Annotated in this window: 13 protein-coding genes; all 13 read right to left on the reverse strand. The window is 49.6% G+C overall.

The window, feature by feature from the left end; all coding sequences use genetic code 11:
- Positions 1–36: 36 nt before the first annotated feature.
- Positions 37–1,413, reverse strand: coding sequence for a tRNA lysidine(34) synthetase TilS (tilS, locus tag ACO6V5_RS07580; protein ID WP_422409544.1), 1,377 nt, complete (start codon positions 1,411–1,413; stop codon positions 37–39).
- A 32-nt stretch (positions 1,414–1,445) separates the two neighbouring features.
- On the reverse strand, positions 1,446–2,396 hold the full coding sequence (gene accA, locus ACO6V5_RS07585) for an acetyl-CoA carboxylase carboxyl transferase subunit alpha (protein WP_422409542.1): 951 nt from the start codon (positions 2,394–2,396) through the stop codon (positions 1,446–1,448).
- Positions 2,397–2,478: 82 nt separating this feature from the next.
- Positions 2,479–5,988 carry a DNA polymerase III subunit alpha gene (dnaE, locus tag ACO6V5_RS07590; RefSeq protein ID WP_422409540.1) on the reverse strand — a complete coding sequence of 1,170 codons (3,510 nt, stop codon included), beginning with the start codon at positions 5,986–5,988 and terminating at the stop codon, positions 2,479–2,481.
- Between the two features lie 68 nt (positions 5,989–6,056).
- Positions 6,057–6,674: a ribonuclease HII gene (rnhB, locus tag ACO6V5_RS07595; protein ID WP_422137902.1), complete on the reverse strand. Its 618-nt coding sequence runs from the start codon at positions 6,672–6,674 to the stop codon at positions 6,057–6,059.
- Entirely contained in the window at positions 6,661–7,818 is a 1,158-nt protein-coding gene (gene lpxB, locus ACO6V5_RS07600; RefSeq protein WP_422409537.1) for a lipid-A-disaccharide synthase, read from the reverse strand. The genes rnhB and lpxB overlap by 14 nt, the downstream gene beginning before the upstream one ends.
- A gap of 53 nt (positions 7,819–7,871) precedes the next feature.
- Positions 7,872–8,639, reverse strand: coding sequence for an acyl-ACP--UDP-N-acetylglucosamine O-acyltransferase (gene lpxA / locus ACO6V5_RS07605; protein ID WP_422137103.1), 768 nt, complete (start codon positions 8,637–8,639; stop codon positions 7,872–7,874).
- A 274-nt stretch (positions 8,640–8,913) separates the two neighbouring features.
- Complete coding sequence (lpxD, locus tag ACO6V5_RS07610; RefSeq protein WP_422133634.1) at positions 8,914–9,942, reverse strand: UDP-3-O-(3-hydroxymyristoyl)glucosamine N-acyltransferase; 1,029 nt, start codon at positions 9,940–9,942, stop codon at positions 8,914–8,916.
- Positions 9,943–9,945: 3 nt separating this feature from the next.
- Complete coding sequence (locus ACO6V5_RS07615) at positions 9,946–10,443, reverse strand: OmpH family outer membrane protein (RefSeq protein WP_422133633.1); 498 nt, start codon at positions 10,441–10,443, stop codon at positions 9,946–9,948.
- A 420-nt stretch (positions 10,444–10,863) separates the two neighbouring features.
- Positions 10,864–13,179 (reverse strand): outer membrane protein assembly factor BamA, encoded by a 2,316-nt coding sequence (bamA, locus tag ACO6V5_RS07620; protein ID WP_422137900.1) that lies wholly within the window; start codon positions 13,177–13,179, stop codon positions 10,864–10,866.
- A 47-nt stretch (positions 13,180–13,226) separates the two neighbouring features.
- Positions 13,227–14,603: a sigma E protease regulator RseP gene (gene rseP / locus ACO6V5_RS07625; protein WP_422133631.1), complete on the reverse strand. Its 1,377-nt coding sequence runs from the start codon at positions 14,601–14,603 to the stop codon at positions 13,227–13,229.
- 154 nt (positions 14,604–14,757) lie between these two features.
- Positions 14,758–15,945 (reverse strand): 1-deoxy-D-xylulose-5-phosphate reductoisomerase, encoded by a 1,188-nt coding sequence (gene ispC / locus ACO6V5_RS07630; RefSeq protein ID WP_422133630.1) that lies wholly within the window; start codon positions 15,943–15,945, stop codon positions 14,758–14,760.
- Between the two features lie 2 nt (positions 15,946–15,947).
- Positions 15,948–16,748: a phosphatidate cytidylyltransferase gene (locus ACO6V5_RS07635; protein WP_422133629.1), complete on the reverse strand. Its 801-nt coding sequence runs from the start codon at positions 16,746–16,748 to the stop codon at positions 15,948–15,950.
- Entirely contained in the window at positions 16,742–17,497 is a 756-nt protein-coding gene (gene uppS / locus ACO6V5_RS07640; protein ID WP_422137102.1) for a polyprenyl diphosphate synthase, read from the reverse strand. The genes ACO6V5_RS07635 and uppS overlap by 7 nt, the downstream gene beginning before the upstream one ends.
- Positions 17,498–17,693 lie beyond the last annotated feature (196 nt).

Consider the following 17,693-nt stretch of genomic DNA (forward strand, 5'->3'; position numbering starts at 1 on the left):
GCGTAGAAAGTTTGGTTTAAGTCCTGCCGTACAGACTCAGTCATCGGGACACCAGGACAGGCGTCTGCCAGCACCGGGCTCACAGGCGTACGTGTCTGTGACAAAAACCCCTGGTAACGCCACCAGCTGATCCCCATGAAAAACAAATGGAACAGACTCCCTGACCCAGGGGGGAACTTTGTAGTCCTGCAACCAACGTTTGATCGTCTTACGGCCGTCACGACCTTTCACAGCGACTTTTAGCCCCGCAGGCAGCTCAGAACGAAACAATATACGCAATGCCGTTTCCGGGAGCCGGACATCCCCTCCCTCTTCCAGCGCTAAACGCCCCCCCGAAAAAGGCAGCTTGATGACTTGCTCCGCACGCCACTGCCAGTCAAAACCTTCTCTCTCAATAGGCTCAGGTTTACGAAGCAGCACCAGCTTTCCTGCAAAGCGGCGTAACTGAAAAGCACCTATTAAGACAACAGGCTCAGCATCCTCTGCCGCTTCAATCAAATCTGTGAACAGAGCGTTCAGTCGGATTCTGTCTGGCATTTGGACCTGATGAGAGGCCAGCCAATAGCGAACCACTCTCCGGGCTGCAAGACCATTAATAAGCTTGAGCGCCTCCAGATCTAAAACGCTGCGTTCACCCCAAAGTCGGGATGGCGGTGCTTGAATAATCGGCCGGGCATAGTGCTCTGTTTGCTCAAGGAGCATCTGATTTAGTTCAGAAACATCCTCGGAAAACTGTGCCAGCCGTGCTGCAACACCTGGCCAGACGGCCTCAATCTGCGGCATCAGATTTTGCCTCAGGAAATTACGCCGAAACCTCTGATCCTGGTTGGATTCATCTTCGACAAACACCAAACCATAATTTTTCGCATAGTTTTCAATGGCTTGCCTGGAAACATTAAGCAGAGGTCTTAGCAAGACTCCACCACCTAACCCTCTTGAAACGGGCATACCGGCCACACCATCCAACCCGCTGCCTCGCAGCAATCGAAAAAGCACTGTTTCCGCCTGATCATCCTGATGATGACCCATCAACAGACAACCACCATCAGGCAGACGGTCTTCAAAAACGGCATAGCGTGCTTCACGGCCCTGTCGTTCAATATCCGAGGATGACTCAATAGCAACTTTGACCACCTCCAGAGGAACCTGCCATTGTTCACAAAGGGACAGGCAATGCTCTGCCCATGAGTCGGCGTTCTCACTGAGCCCGTGATGAATATGAACTGCCGAGAGAGACTTAATCTTCCCCTGTTCACGAAGAGACAGCGATAAATGAAGAAGAACGGTAGAATCCAATCCACCGCTAAACGCCACTAAAACTGGCTTCCCTGCAATGCCTCTGATTTGCTCAGAAAGATGCTCTGTTAAGGAGAAAAATCTTTCGTCACTGGATGAAATGAAAGACTTTTTCAATCGTCGATTCTTTTCGAAAGGCTGATCCGCCATCAGACAGCGCCGTAATCCCTGATGCGCTGGTAACGACTTTCTACCAATTCATCAGCAGCCATTGTCTCCAGCTTCCGGAGTTCCTCCTCCAGGGCAACACCCAGTGTAGAAGCCATCATTTCTGGCTGACTGTGAGCACCACCCAGAGGCTCCATGACCAGACGATCAATGAGCCCCAACTCCATCAGCCGGGATGCAGTTACACCCATGGCTTCTGCGGCTGTGGAAGCATATTCAGACTTTTTCCAGAGAATCGATGCACAGCCCTCCGGAGAGATCACCGAGTAGATGGAGTTCTGCAACATCAGCAGCTGGTCACAGACACCAATAGCCAGCGCGCCACCGGAGCCCCCCTCTCCGATAACAGTAGAGATAATGGGCACTTTCAGGCGAGACATAACGGCCAGATTGTAGGCAATGGCCTCACTCTGTCCACGCTCTTCCGCGCCAATTCCCGGATAAGCACCCGGCGTGTCGATAAAAGTCATGATGGGCATTTTGAAGCGCTCGGCCATCTCCATGAGCCGACAGGCCTTCCGGTAGCCTTCGGGCTTGGGCATACCAAAATTACGAAGCACTTTGTCCTTGATTTCACGGCCTTTCTGATGACCCATGACCATCACCGGACGACCATTGAATCGGGCAATGCCACCGATAATTGAAGGATCATCTGCAAAGTGACGATCACCATGCAGCTCATCAAACTCGGTAAAGAGATGTTGAATATAATCCAGAGTGTAAGGACGACGCGGATGTCTTGAAAGCTGAACTACCTGCCAGGCAGACAGATCAGAAAAAATCTGCTCAGTCAGGGTCTTGCACTTTTCTTGCAGGCGGCTGACTTCATCAGTAATGTTCAGTTCGGCATCGGTGCCAACCAGTCTTAGCTCTTCGATCTTGGCTTCCAACTCAGCAATCGGCTGTTCAAAATCCAGATAATTCGGGTTCATAGATTCCACTTCAAGAGTTCCGCATCAGCTGAAAAATACGTAAAAGCGATCAATATGTCGAGTTAATAAGAGTAAGCGTCTGTTACTGATACTCTACTTTGGCGGACTCTTTGCCCAGCCATTGCCTTAAACCCATCACTAGGTCATCACTGGGACTAACATTCCATTTTTCGCCCAGCTGGATACTGGCCGAAGCATCGTCACGGGTGTAGTTGACCTGCACCGGGAGCTGACCCGGATGCTGTCCGAGCAAGCCGGACATTTTGGCATGAAACGCATTGTCCACCTGCCCACTGCTTAAATCCACCAGCAGCCTGCGGGCATAGTAACTTCGGGCATCAATCAGGTTGAGAGCTTTCTTGGCTCTGACCTTGAGGCTACCAGAGTAATCATCAAAGCTGACCTCCCCTTCAAAGACAATCACCGTATCCATCTTGATGAGCGCCTGACACTGCTCAAAAACATCGGCAAAGATCGATACTTCGATTCGGCCAGTACGATCATCCAATGTCACAAAACACATTTTGTCGCCGCGTTTGTTATTCATGGTCCTCATGGCCACCACCAGGCCTGCTATGTTTTGACTTTCGCCTCTGGCTGGCTGAAGGTCCCGGATACGGTTGCGAATAAAGTGTTTGATCTCCTGCTCATATTCATCAATGGGATGACCAGTCAGGTACAGACCCAGAGTGTCTTTTTCGCCACTCAGCCGAACTTTATCGGCCCACTCTTCGACATTGCCGTACTTATCGTAGACATCCTCTTCACCGGCGGGCACCAGTGCACCGAACAGATCACCATGGCCAGAGTCAAAACTCTTGGCGGCCTGGTCTGCCGCTTTCATGGCTTCAGATTGGCTGGACTCCAACACCGCGCGGTTAAAATTGTATCGGGCCTTTTTACCCGGTGCAGGCCCCAGCAGATCAAGGGCACCGGAACGAATCAAAGCCTCCAGAACCCGTTTATTGATACTCTTGGCATCAACACGTTCACAAAAATCAAAGAGGTCCTTGAATGGACCGCCTGAGTTTCTGGCTTCAACAATGGATTCGATAGGCCCCTCACCAACGCCCTTGATGGCACCCAGACCATAAACAATATGCCCGTCGTCATTCACGCCAAACATATAGTCACCACTGTTTACATCCGGTGGCAGCAGCGTAAGTTCCATTTCCCGACACTCTTCAATAAACGTCACAACCTTGTCGGTATTCTGCATATCGGAACTCATGACCGCCGCCATAAATTCTGCCGGGTAATGGGCTTTCAGCCAAAGCGTCTGATAAGAGACCAGGGCATAGGCAGCCGAGTGAGATTTGTTAAAGCCGTAACCGGCAAATTTCTCCACAAGGTCGAAGATTTTCATCGCCAGCTCGCCATCAATCCCCTGTTTGATAGCCCCTTCTTCAAAGACTGCTCTCTGCTTGGCCATCTCTTCGGGTTTTTTCTTACCCATGGCTCGACGAAGCATATCCGCACCACCCAGGGTATAACCTGCCAGCACCTGAGCGATCTGCATGACCTGCTCCTGATACAGGATGATGCCATAGGTAGGCTGCAGAATCGGCTGAAGCCACTCGTGCTGATATTGAGCATCCGGATAGGACAACTCTTCCCGGCCATGCTTACGATTAATGAAGTTATCTACCATGCCCGATTGCAGAGGCCCCGGGCGAAAAAGGGCCACGAGAGCGATGATATCCTCAAAACAATCGGGCTGAAGACGCTTGATCAGATCCTTCATGCCCCGGGACTCAAGCTGGAAAACCGCAGTGGTCTCAGCCCGCTTGAGCATGTCGTAGGAGAACTTGTCCTCCAGATCGATCATCATGATGTCAAGCTCATCCTCGCCACGTTGCTGGCGGCGGGGGTTGATCATTTTCAACGCCCAGTCAATGATGGTCAGAGTTCTCAGCCCCAGAAAGTCAAACTTCACCAGACCGGCAGACTCAACATCATTTTTATCAAACTGGGTAACAACACCGCCACCGGCTTCATCACAGTAAAGCGGTGCAAAATCGGTCAGTTTGGTCGGTGCTATGACGACACCGCCAGCGTGCTTACCGACATTGCGGGTAACCCCTTCAAGTTTGAGCGCCATATCCCAGATTTCCTTGCCATCTTCATCGATATCAAGAAAATCCCTGATAGTAGCTTCCTGCTCGTAAGCTTTACCGAGAGTCATACCGATCTCGAAGGGAATCATTTTCGAGAGCCGGTCTGCAAGACCGTAGGACTTGCCCTGGACCCTGGCTACATCCCTGACCACCGCCTTAGCAGCCATGGTACCGAAAGTAATGATCTGGGAGACCGCATCACGACCATAGGTTCTGGCGACATAGTCAATCACCCTGTCTCTGCCATCCATACAGAAGTCGACATCAAAGTCAGGCATGGACACCCGCTCCGGATTCAGGAATCGCTCGAACAGCAGGTCATACTGAATAGGGTCAAGGTCGGTAATTTTTTGCGCGTAGGCCACCAGTGAACCAGCACCGGAACCACGCCCCGGCCCGACCGGTATGCCGTTACTTTTAGACCACTGGATAAAATCCATTACGATCAGGAAATAGCCCGGAAATCCCATCTGGAGAATAATATCCAGTTCGAAATCGAGACGATCCCGATACACTTTTTCTTTACTGACATAGTCAGAATCAGCAGGGTCCAGAATAGTTTGCAAACGTTCAGTCAAACCATCATGGGAAAACTTCCTGAAAAAGGCATCCATCGTCATCCCCTCAGGGATGGGAAATTCTGGCAGAAAGTACTCGCCCAGATGCACATAAACCGAGCAGCGCCGGGCAATTTCCACTGAATTTTCAAGCGCTTCAGGGATATCGGAGAAGAGTTCACACATCTCTTCTTCCGTTTTCAGATACTGCTCTTCGCTGTATCTTTTGACCCTGCGCGGGTCGTCCAGGGTTGAACTTTCACCGATACACACCCGGGCTTCGTGGGCTTCGAAGTCTTCTTTATTGATGAACATGACATCGTTGGTGGCCACTACCGGGCAATCGTATTTTTCAGCCAGCGCGACGGAGCCATGCAGGCAATCCTCATCACCCGCTCGGGATGTTCTGTGCAGCTCAAGATAGTAACGCCCCGGAAAAGCTTCCATCCATTCAGTCAAAAGCTCACCCGCCAGCGCTTCATTGCCATTAAGAATGGCCTGACCTACATCCCCTTCTCTGGCACCTGATAGCGCTATCAGGCCTTCAGATTTTTCCTGAATCCATTCTCTTTTGACAATGGCTTTGCCATGCTGCTGATTCTCCAGAAAGGACCGGGAAATCAGCTCTGTGAGGTTTCTATAGCCCTTCTCATTCATAGAAAGCAATACAAGTCTCACAGGCTCAAGAGCCGGATCAGAATGCGTAACCCATAAGTCAGCGCCACTGATCGGTTTAATACCCGCCCCCTGGGCACTGTTATAAAACTTTACCAGCGAGCAAAGGTTCGACTGATCAGTAACGGCCACCGCAGGAAAACCCAGCTCTCCCGCTGCCTTAATCAGTGGCTTGATGCGAACCAGGCCATCGCTCAGGGAAAATTCTGTATGAAGTCTCAGATGTATGAAACGTGCAGGCATGAGAGAAGGTAGACCGATTGATGGTGATTTTTAATTCTAACAACGGAGCCATGTTAACTGCCAGCTCGTTATAACCCCGATGCCTCCAATGCATCACGGACAGGCTTGAACGAACGACGATGGATAGGCGTCGCCCCAAGCTTTTTCAGGGCATCCATATGAACTCTGGTTGGATAACCTTTGTGACCGGCAATCCCGTAACCGGGATAGTGCTTTTCCAACTCAACCATTTCACGATCACGTGTTACTTTTGCCAGAATAGAAGCTGCCCCAATCTCCGGAACAGAACCATCACCTTTCACCACAGCCTCAGCAGGACAGGGCAGATCAGGACAACGATTACCATCGATCAGGGCCAGTTCCGGCTTCACTGAAAGGCCTGCAACCGCTCTCTGCATGGCCAGCATAGTGGCATGAAGAATATTCAGTTCATCGATCTCATGAACTTCAGCCCTGCCGATGGACCAGGCCAGTGCTTTCTCTTTGATTTCTTCAAAGAGCGCATCACGTTTCTTTTCAGACAGTTTCTTGGAATCATTAAGCCCGGCTATGGGATTATCAGGGTCCAGAATGACAGCGGCGGTCACCACCGGACCGCAGAGTGGGCCCCGACCCACCTCGTCGACACCACAAACCTGTGTAACGGTCTCGGGGACAGCAAAAAAACCCAGCTCATTTTGTTGCATCGTATTTTCCTACTACCGACATCACCGCATCATAGGCCAGAGCACTGGCATCACGTTTGAGGGTTTTATGAATCGCTGTAAATTCCTGAACCAGATGACTTCGCCACTCCTGATCGTCTAATGCCCTGGCCATGGCTTCATGAAGCTTTTCAGAGGTCGCATCGTCTTGCAGCAGCTCAGGTACACAGGGCTCGCTCGCCAACAAATTCGGCAGGCCAACATGTTCAACTTTTACCAAACGGCTGAGAATCGCAAAACTCAGTGACGCCATCCGATAGCTGATCACCATAGGCCTCTTATGTAAAGCTGCCTCCAGAGTAGCCGTTCCTGAAGCGATCAAAATCGCATTGGCTGCCGCCATCATCTCAGAAGTTTTACCGACGGCAACCGTGACATTCAGATCTGGAAAATCTTCCAGCATGGGTAGCAACTGCAACTTTCTCTTTTCATTGGCACAGGGAATGACGAACCGAATATCGGGATGGTCTTTCTTTAGCAGGCGCGCAGTGTTTAAAAAAAGCTCCCCCAAACGGGATACTTCAGCTTTTCGACTGCCCGGCAATAAGGCGACCACAAGCCCTTCTTCATCCACTCCCAGTGAGCGCCGAGCTGCAACCGCGTCCGGCTCCCAGGCCACTTGATCGGCCAGCGGATGACCAACAAAAGTGACCGGAACCCCATGCCCCTGATAGTAATCTGCCTCAAACGGGAGAAGCGCGAGCATATGATCAACGGCACACCGAATTTTCTTCAATCGGCCTTCTCGCCATGCCCAAACCTGAGGACTTACATAATGAACGGTAGGTATCTCATTGGATTTAAGGTACTTTTCCAAAGCCAAGTTAAAGTCAGGCGCATCAATCCCGATAAAAACGTCTGGTTTTTCTGCCATGAAAGTTTCTTTCAGCTGCTTGCGAATCCCTAATAGCTCTCTCAGCCGCCCCAGCACCTCAACAAGCCCCATTACTGAAAGCCTCTCCATGGGGAAAAGACTCTCAAACCCTTCAGCGATCATCATTGGACCACCAATCCCATAGCATCGGGCATCGGGGTGATGGCATTTGATCTTTCTGATCAGCGCTGCTCCCAGCAGATCACCCGAGGCCTCCCCGGCCACCAGAGCAAATGACAGTGTTCTGGACATTCCTATTTACCGTGAAAAATATGTGGCTGGCAGGGAAAGACTGACTTCGAAAATCAGCGCGTGATACCTCGGGTTGACGCTTTCAAAGAGTCAATAAGCAACTGGATTTGGGGCTGTTTTTTCATGGATTCAAGCCTGTCCAGTGCCTCATTAGTCCGCAGACCCTGCCGGTAGATCAACTTGTAACATTGACGCAATTCACGGATCAGTTCCGAACTGTAACCACGACGCCTCATCCCCTCAAAATTCATGCCGTGAGCCTTGGCCGGGTTACCACTGACCATCACGAATGCAGGAACATCCTTGAAGAGAGCTGTATGAGCAGCACTCATACTGAAATCACCAATAACACAAAACTGATGCACGGTGGTGAACCCTCCCAGGATGACCCCATCACCAATCCTGACATGACCGGCCAGCGTAGCGTTATTGGCCAGGATAATGTTATTACCAACGATGCAGTCATGGGCCACATGAACGTAGGCCATCAACAAGTTATTGCTGCCAATGCGGGTAATCGAATTATCCTGGGAAGTCCCCCGATGAATAGTACAACCCTCACGGATCACATTATTGTCACCCATTTCAAGCCAGGTCGTTTCGCCTGCGTACTTCAGGTCCTGACAATCTTCACCAACACTGGCGAACTGGAAAATGCGGTTATTTCTGCCTATTTTGGTGTGCCCCTTGACAACAGCATGGGCATGAATTTCTGTTCCAGAGTCAATTTCAACGTTTGCACCAACAATGGCATAGGGTCCGACCTTTACGTCCGGTGCCAAAGCAGCACGCGGATCAATAATGGCTGTCGGATGGATCAATTCATCCAGAACAGCATTTGATTCTTGGCTGGAACGGGAATCAATCAAGACTATAGTTCCTTTCTTGCACAGGTTATTTCAGCACAGCGGGCTATCTTACCATCAACCTCCCCCTGACAGGAGAACTTCCAGACATTTCTTTTCATGGCCAGAAATTAAGCCCTCAGCAAAACCTGATCACTGGGCATGACAGGATGATCAGGAAATACAGCAAGAGACTGATAAACCAGCCTCTTGCTGATAGATACCGAACGTGCGGCACATCAAACGGGTTTCATTCTTCGAGTCGGCGCTCGCACCGTTTAAGTCGTTTGGCCATATCATCAAGTCTCCTGAAGCGGACCGCGTTCTTTCTCCACTCCCCCGCATCCATGATGCCTGTCCCGGATGCATAGGCACCAGAACGGGATATGGATTTGGTAACCATTGCCATTCCAGAGAGATGAACATGATCAGCAATGGTGATATGACCCGCAAGACCCGAAGCACCAGCAATGGTGCAATATTCACCAACCCTGGTACTACCGGAAATACCGACATTGGCAGCAATAGCAGTGTGCTTTCCTATTATCACGTTATGAGCGATCTGCACAAGATTGTCGATTCTGACTCCGTCGTGTATCACCGTGTCCCCCAATGCGCCTCGATCAATACAGGTGCAGGAACCAATCTCTACATTGTTACCGATAACTACTCCACCGATCTGGGCTATTTTATGCCACTGCCCGTCCAATCGGGCGTTGCCAAAGCCATCGGCCCCGATAACAGCATTAGCATGAATAATACTGCGCTCACCAATAAAGACACCGTGACAGACTGAAACATTTCGACAAATATGACTGTTCTTACCGATCACAGTGTCATGACCAATCACAGCACCGGCATCAATTCGAACACCCTCAGAGATCTGAACTCCGGACTCAATCACTACTTTTGGGCCTATTGCGGCCGTTGGATGAATCGCGGCGTCTGAAGCAATAACTGCGGAGGAATGGATACCTTCAGGCAACCCCTTATCAGTATCAAACAGATGAGAAAGAGAAGCATACCCCAGATAAGGATTATCCAGAATCAATGCATTCCCGGCCCAGGCTTCAGCCTGAGCGGGTGCCAGAATAACGGCACTGGCCCCTGTAGTCTCCAGGTAGCGAGCGTAGGCGGGATTCGCTAAAAAGGCCAGCTCACCAGCAACAGCATCCTGAAGGGTATTCAGGCCAGAGATACACTCCTCACCATCACCCTTGAGTTCAGCAGCCACTCTGTCAGCCAGCTCAGACAAGGTAAAGGAAAAAGACTGTTTCATGAATTACTTCAACTTATTCATGCGCTCAATCACCTTACGGGTGATATCAAAACCAGGCTTAACGAAACGCGTAGCACCACGCTCCAGAACCAGATCATAGTCCTGCTCTTTAGACACTTCCTCAATCGCTTTATCAAGCTTCGGTCTCAGCTTACCCAGTTCGGTCTGGTCAGAACGGGCTTTTTCGCTTCGCAGCTGTCGATCTTGCAGTTGCAGATCTTCAAACTTACGCTTGATCTGGACCTGACGATTCTCACGCTGACCCTCGGTTAAAGTAGGACCATCTTTCTGCAGCTTTTGCTCCATTACTCTGATTTCTTCCTGCAGTGCTTTGAGCTGTTTGATTTTAGGAGCAAACATCTTTTCAGCTTCTTTGGCATATTTTTTGGCAGCGTCTGACTCCAGAACAGCCATCTCAGAATCCACAACAGCGATTTTTTGTGCCTGAGCCAATGGAGATAACAGCAGCAGAGCAACAAACGCCAATTTGATCGATTTCAAGTTCTTTCTCCTGAATAAAAACGCAAAGTCCAAAACAGAGTATACCTTTGTATACCAGAAACTCTCTAAAGCCTGAAACAATCACCTGATAAATTCTGAAACAGCTTCAAAGCTTTCCTAAAGCCACATGCGAGAACGCACTAATTATAATGAAATGGTATTATATCGCATCTATTTATACTGCTCTGCTTGTATAGAATCAGTAAAAACTGATTCTTTCTCCTGGCAAAAAAAGTGGGCATTCATCATATATAAAACCATCCTTCGGTATTATCGAATCGCAGGAATAATCAAGTGGAAATCAGAGCCGAAAACTGCTGAGGAAACACTCGCTCAACCTGTATGATTGTATTGGCTTCTGAAAATCTTATTGAGAGCTGCTAATGCCAGAAGCAGCCCTCAATAAAATCACGAGAGGTTTTAGAAAGGCGTACCCAGGGAGAACGCAAACACCTGAGTCTCGTCCTCTCCCTCGGGATTAAGTGCTTTGGCCAGACTAAAGGTCAGCGGTCCGAGTGGAGTAATCCAGGTCAGGCCCACGCCCACACTGTAACGAAGCGAACCAAAATCAGGCTTCGAGCAATCCTTGATATCACCGCTGGGACAATTGGTATCAAAGACATTACCGTAATCAAAGAACAGACTGGTTCTGAGCGAACGCTGATCTTTCACAAAAGGCAGAGGGAAGAGCACTTCAGCGGTACCCTCGAAGACAAAATCACCACCAATGGCGTTGTAATCATTGTCTGTCCGCTCTTTGGCCTTAGGACCCAGGGAGTTATCTTTATAGCCACGAACAGAGCCAAAGCCACCCGCATAGAAATGCTCGAAGAAAGGTATGTCGGTGGTATCACCATAGGCACCGATATAACCGATTCTGGTAGAGACGCGCCCTGTCAGCGAGTCGGTAAACGGATAGAAGTACTGGCCACGATAAACCAGCTTGTAAAAGCTGACATCCGACCCCGGAATAGTCACCTGCGCCGATGCACTTTGAGAGTAACCCCGTGTCGGCAGCAAGCCCCGATTCAATTCATTTTCGGACCAACTCAGCGTTGTCTTGACGTTTGTGAAACTATCACCATTCTCCTTCAGATAATTGAGAATATAATCCGGCGTTTCTGAACCCGTTGTAATACTGGTATCGTCAATACCCAATCCCATACTGATTGTCTGAGTTTCCGAAATCGGGTAACCAAAGTTAACATTGGCACCGGTTGTATCTGCAGCATAGTTCGAGATATCAGTATCACTGTAATCATAAGAACGGTGATACAAGTTGAAACCACGGCTGACACCATCAACGGTGAAATACGGATCAGTAAAGCTGAAGTTATAGAGCTGACTGACATCACTTTTGTTCAGACCTACAGACACCTTGTTACCGGTCCCCAGGAAATTGTTCTGACTGATAGAGCCGCCCAAAAGCAGGCCGTCAGACTGAGAGAAACCCACACTGGCTGATATACTGCCCGAAGGCTGCTCTTCAACGGTGTAGTTCACGTCAATCAGGTCACTGGTTCCGGGAACCGGTGGTGTTTCAACATTGACTGACTTAAAGAAACCCAGACGTTCCAGACGCACCTTGGATTGCTCAATCTTCTGAGTGTTCGCAGAAGCACCCTCCATCTGGCGCATCTCACGACGCAGAACTTCATCTTCGGTTTTGGTATTCCCGGTGAAGTTGATCCTGCGAACATAAGCACGTTTACCAGGATCAACAAAAAATGTCAGGGAAACGGTTTTCTTTTCGTGATCCGGAGTCGGTATACCTGTCACATTGGCAAAGGTATAACCTTCATTACCCAGGCGCCTGCTCAGAATTTCTTCTGTCGTCGTAATCACCCGACGGGAAAACACTTGTTCCGGTCTGGCCAGCAACAAACTTTTGGCCTCTTCTTCAGAGATAATCAAGTCGCCCGCCAGCTTGACATCACTGATTGAGTATTTATCACCTTCATCAATATTAACAGTGATAAAAACACTCTGTTTGTCAGGACTAATCGAAACCTGAGTGGAGCGAATATTAAAGTTGATGTAGCCTCGATCCAGATAGTAAGAGCGCAGACGCTCCAGATCACCCGAGAGTTTTTCCCGGGAATACTTATCACTGGAGCCAAAGAACGAGAGCCAGTGCGACTCTTTGAGTTCAAACAAACCCAGTACATCTTCCTGAGGGAAAACCGTATTACCAACGACATTGATATGTCGGATGGTCGCTACCTTGCCTTCTTTGACATTGATAGTCAGCTTGACCCGGTTACGGGGCTGAGCTTCAACATCAGCGGTAATACTGGCTCCATAACGACCCTGAGCAACATATTGACGCTCCAGTTCAAGTCGAATAGCCTCCAGGGTAGCCTGCTGAAAAATCTCACCTTCAGCCAGACCTGACTTACTCAGCCCCTGCTTGAGATCATCCGTTTTGATGGCTTTGTTACCCTTAATTACAATTTCACTGATTGAAGGTCGCTCAATAACCGAAATGACCAGAATATCACCGTCTCTGGCCATTTGAATATCTTTGAAATACCCCGTGCGGAACAGAGATTTAGCTGCACTGGAAATCTGCACAGATTCAATATCATCCCCAACCTCTATGGGCAATGCATTAAATACTGTACCGGCTGAAACCCTCTGAAGGCCATCAATCCGGATATCAGACACTACAAAAGCATTAGCGCCTGACGCATAGGCCATCGAGCCAATCAGCAGAGACAACAGTGATCGCTTCATGGAATCCGTTCTTAGTCCGTGTTCATTTTTCACTCTGGGTAGTCGCATCAGAAAAGCCGGCTTATGTCATTATAAAGAGCCAGCATCATTACACTGACCACCAGAGTCACCCCAATTTTCAACCCAACCATCTGAGCCTTTTCAGACAGAGGTTTCCCTCTGACCCACTCCACCAGATAAAACAACAGGTGTCCTCCATCCAGTACAGGAATGGGCAGTAAATTCAAAACCCCAAGGCTGACACTCAACATGGACAAGAAATAGAGAAAATTCTCCAGTCCTGATTGCAGGGACGCGCCAGCCACTTTAGCAATGGTAATAGGGCCGCTCAAGTTTTTTACCGAAACCAGCCCGACAACCATCTTCCACAGCGACTCAAGCGTCATTCCTGTCAAAGCTGACGTTGCCTGAATAGCTTTGGGCACTGCGGAGAGCGGGTTAAACTGCAAGGTCCTGACCATATCGTCAGGCCAGGAGACCGACTGAACACCAGCACCAATATAACCCACAGATTGACCTTCCACCTCTTTCTCACCAGGCGTAATGGTAAGACTTTGGAGACTGCCGTTACGCTCAACGTCTAACTGCAGTGTTTTACCAGAGTGACTACGAATCAGGTTAACCCATGCCAGCCAATCCTGTACAGGCTCACCATTGGTTTTAAGAATTTTATCTCCGGGCTGGAGGCCTGCCTGCTCAGCAGCACCGCCCGGAACAACCTGACCGATAACAGCAGGTAGTTGTGGTGAGTAAGGTACAATCCCCAGTGCCCTGACGGGATTCAGATCCTCCTGACCTACCAGCCAGTTATGCAGGGGCACCTGCCTGATGACTTCAGTGCCTTCAGGCTTTTGACCAGGGATTCCGGGCCTGACCACGATTTCAACAGAGCGATTGTCGCCAATAAACGACAAAAGCTCCATATTCACCTGTTGCCATCCGGGTGTATCTGTTGAGTCAATTCTTAAAATCTCATCACCGGGCTGAATACCGGCTATTGCAGCAGGAGAATCAGGCAATACTTTTTCAACCTGCGGCAGCACAGTCTTTACACCCAAAACATACATTAACCACAGTGCCGCTATTGCCAGCAGGAAATTAGCGATCGGACCCGCAGCCACAATCGCTATCCGGGACAGGACAGGCTTGTTGTTAAAAGCGAAGGCTCTTTCCGATTCAGGTACAGGCCCCTCCCGCTCATCCAGCATCTTGACATAACCGCCAAGGGGGATGGCTGCAATTACGTATTCAGTCCCCTGACGATCAGTTCGCTTCCAGAGCGGCTTACCAAAACCTACGGAAAAGCGAAGAACCTTGACACCACAACGACGGGCCACCCAGAAGTGGCCAAACTCATGGATACTGACAAGAATTCCTAACGTTATGACAAAAGCCAAAAACGTTTGCAAAGTTCCAAATATCATTTCGCGCTACCCAACCTCCGGTACGCCTGCCTGCCTGCTTTGACCTTGAACTCGCAGACAGCAGTGGTTGACAGAGTTTTATGATTCAATGTACGACTGTAAATAGAATATCGCCAGAATGACAGTAAATATATGTATTTAAGCCATGACAGCATCAAGCTGTCTTGTGCCACTGTTCAATCTGGGTTCTGGCCTGCAACCTGGCCTTTCGGTCAGCATCCAGCACCTGCTCAATATCACCTGCACTGAACACCTGAAGCGCCTGAAGCGTGGCATCAATGACTTCCGGGATACGATCAAAACGTAGATGATCACCCAGGAAGGCTTCCACAGCCGTCTCATTGGCTGCATTTAACATAGCGGCTGCAGTCCCACCGGCAGTTGCAGCATCCTGAGCCAGCTGCAAACATCTGAAACGTTGCATACAGGGCTTCTGAAAATCCAGTCTGCCAATATCGGCCAGAGAAAGTGGCTCCACACCGGATTGCACGCGCTCAGGCCAGGCCATTGCATGAGCAATCGGTGTGCGCATATCCGGATTGCCCATTTGTGCCAGAACTGAGCCATCCTCATAATCCACCAGAGAATGAATGATACTCTGCGGATGAATCAGCACCTCGACCTGGGAGGGACGAGCACCAAAGAGCCAGCAAGCTTCAATAAACTCAAGCCCCTTGTTCATCATGGTGGCCGAGTCTACTGAAATCTTTCGCCCCATGCTCCAGTTCGGATGAGCACATGCCTGGGCTGGTGTAACAGCAGGTAGAGTGTCTACCGGTGCATCCCTGAAAGGCCCACCCGAAGCGGTTAATAGAATTCTGCGAACCCCAACCCCCTGAAGACCTTCACTATAACCATGGGGAAGACACTGAAAGATAGCATTGTGCTCACTATCAATTGGCAACAGCTGGGCACCAGACTCTTTTACCGAATCCATAAAGAGCGCCCCGGTCATAACCAGCGCCTCTTTGTTTGCCAGCAAGACTTTCTTACCTGCCTTGACAGCGGCCAGAGTAGGCAGCAGACCTGCGGCTCCGACAATAGCAGCCATGACGATATCGATGTCTGAATCAGCAGCCATCAGAGCGACTGACCGACTACCACCAAGAACCTCTGTTTTAATCCCTTCAGCTTTTACCGATGCTCGCAACTGATCGGCAACAGCAGGATCTGACATAACAGCGAAGTCCGGCTTAAACGCCCTCACCTGCTCCAACATCGCATCATGACTTCGACATGCGACCAGCGACCTGACTCTGTAACGATCATTGTTTCGAGCAATGACGTCCAAAGTGCTTTTTCCGATAGACCCGGTTGAACCCAGGACACAAACCTGTTGCATGCTTAACTCCCTCCGACAATCAGAGCCAGAGTAAAGACCGGCACAGCCGCCGTCAGGCTGTCTATTCGATCCAGCACCCCACCATGACCTGGCAGTAAATTACTACTGTCCTTAATACCGCGCTCACGCTTGAGCATACTTTCAAAAAGATCACCCAATACGGAAACCAGAACAACAGCAACTGAAAGTACCAAAAGACCCAGCCCACGAGCTAAAGAAAGGTCAAAATACAAGCCCACACAGGCCGCCACCAGTAACGACATTAGTAGCCCACCGACCAATCCTTCAACCGTTTTCTTGGGGCTCACCCTCTCGGCGAGCTTGTGACGACCAAGATTCTTACCGGCAAAGTAGGCACCTATATCGGCTGCCCAGACAAGCAGAAACACCAGAATAATGGTCCAGCCATGCTGATCATGGAGTTTAAGTTTTGAGAGTGCAAACCAGGCTGGAACCAAGGTCAACACACCCATCACCAGCCTGAGCAATCGACTCTGACAGAAACGGGCAGAGGCCGGATAACTCTTCACCAGAGCAAATGCCAGCAGCCACCAGATAACAGACACTGTCAGCAGTGCATAGGCCGACATATCTTTCACAAACCAGCAGACCCCAGCGATCAGCAACACATAAACCACCCGGGCAAAAACATCTTTAAAGCCGGACAAATTAGCCCATTCCCAGGCTCCCAGCATGATAACCAGGGCAATCAGGACTGAAAAAGCGGTGGGAGGAAGAAAAATAACACTGCTCAGGGCCAATACTGCCAGAACTACAGCAGTTAGAATTCTCTGTTTTAACACGTAGCCTCAGCCTCCACCTGCTCACTGGTCTTGCCAAATCGTCTCTGGCGATTGACATAAGCCAGGAGCGCACGCTCAAACTCCCTGCGATCGAAATCCGGCCACAAGGTTTTGGTAAAATAAAATTCGCTGTAGGCACACTGCCATAAAAGAAAGTTACTGATACGCTGTTCACCACTGGTTCTGATGAGTAGATCAGGCTCGGGTATACCCACTGTACTCAAATGCTGACCAATTAACGACTCATCAACCTGGTCAGCGGATATCTCCCCCTGCTCTACCATGTTAGCCACTTTGCGGGCAGACTGGGCAATATCCCACATTCCTCCGTAATTGGCAGCAATCACCAGAGTCACTTTCGCTTCGTCAGCAGTCAAAGCTTCTGCTTCAGCAATATGTTCCTGTATGTCCGGACTAAAACGACTAATGTCGCCTATAATCTTCAGTCTGATATTATTTTTCTTGAGCTTAGCGGTTTCCTTGCGCAGCGTTCTCAGAAACAACTCCATCAAGCCATCCACTTCACTCTTCGGCCGGTTCCAGTTTTCACTGCTGAAAGCGAAAAGAGTCAGAACTTCAATACCTGCTTCACCGCAGGCTTCAATCACTTCTCTGACTGCTTTCAGACCCGCTCGATGGCCGGCAAGACTCGGAAGCAGTCGCCGTTTCGCCCAGCGGTTATTTCCATCCAGAATGATGGCCACATGGCGGGGCAACTTCTGAACTGGTACTTCCTTAAGGCTGCCGATTTCCTCTTGCGATTTCATGGCCATTCACTATTTTGTTGATCTGAAAATACAATTTATTTGCAGCACTCCGGAAGCGTTCACTGCAAATTGTAAACGCCAGCAAAGTGCCACTCCTAACACCTCAGAACAGATACACAAATCCACCTGAGAAACACCATCCCTGATCAAATGAGACATTAAGAGGAGCGATCAAACA

Origin of the sequence: Endozoicomonas sp. ALD068, from assembly GCF_049310145.1 — a bacterium.
Taxonomy (GTDB): Bacteria; Pseudomonadota; Gammaproteobacteria; order Pseudomonadales; family Endozoicomonadaceae; genus Endozoicomonas_A.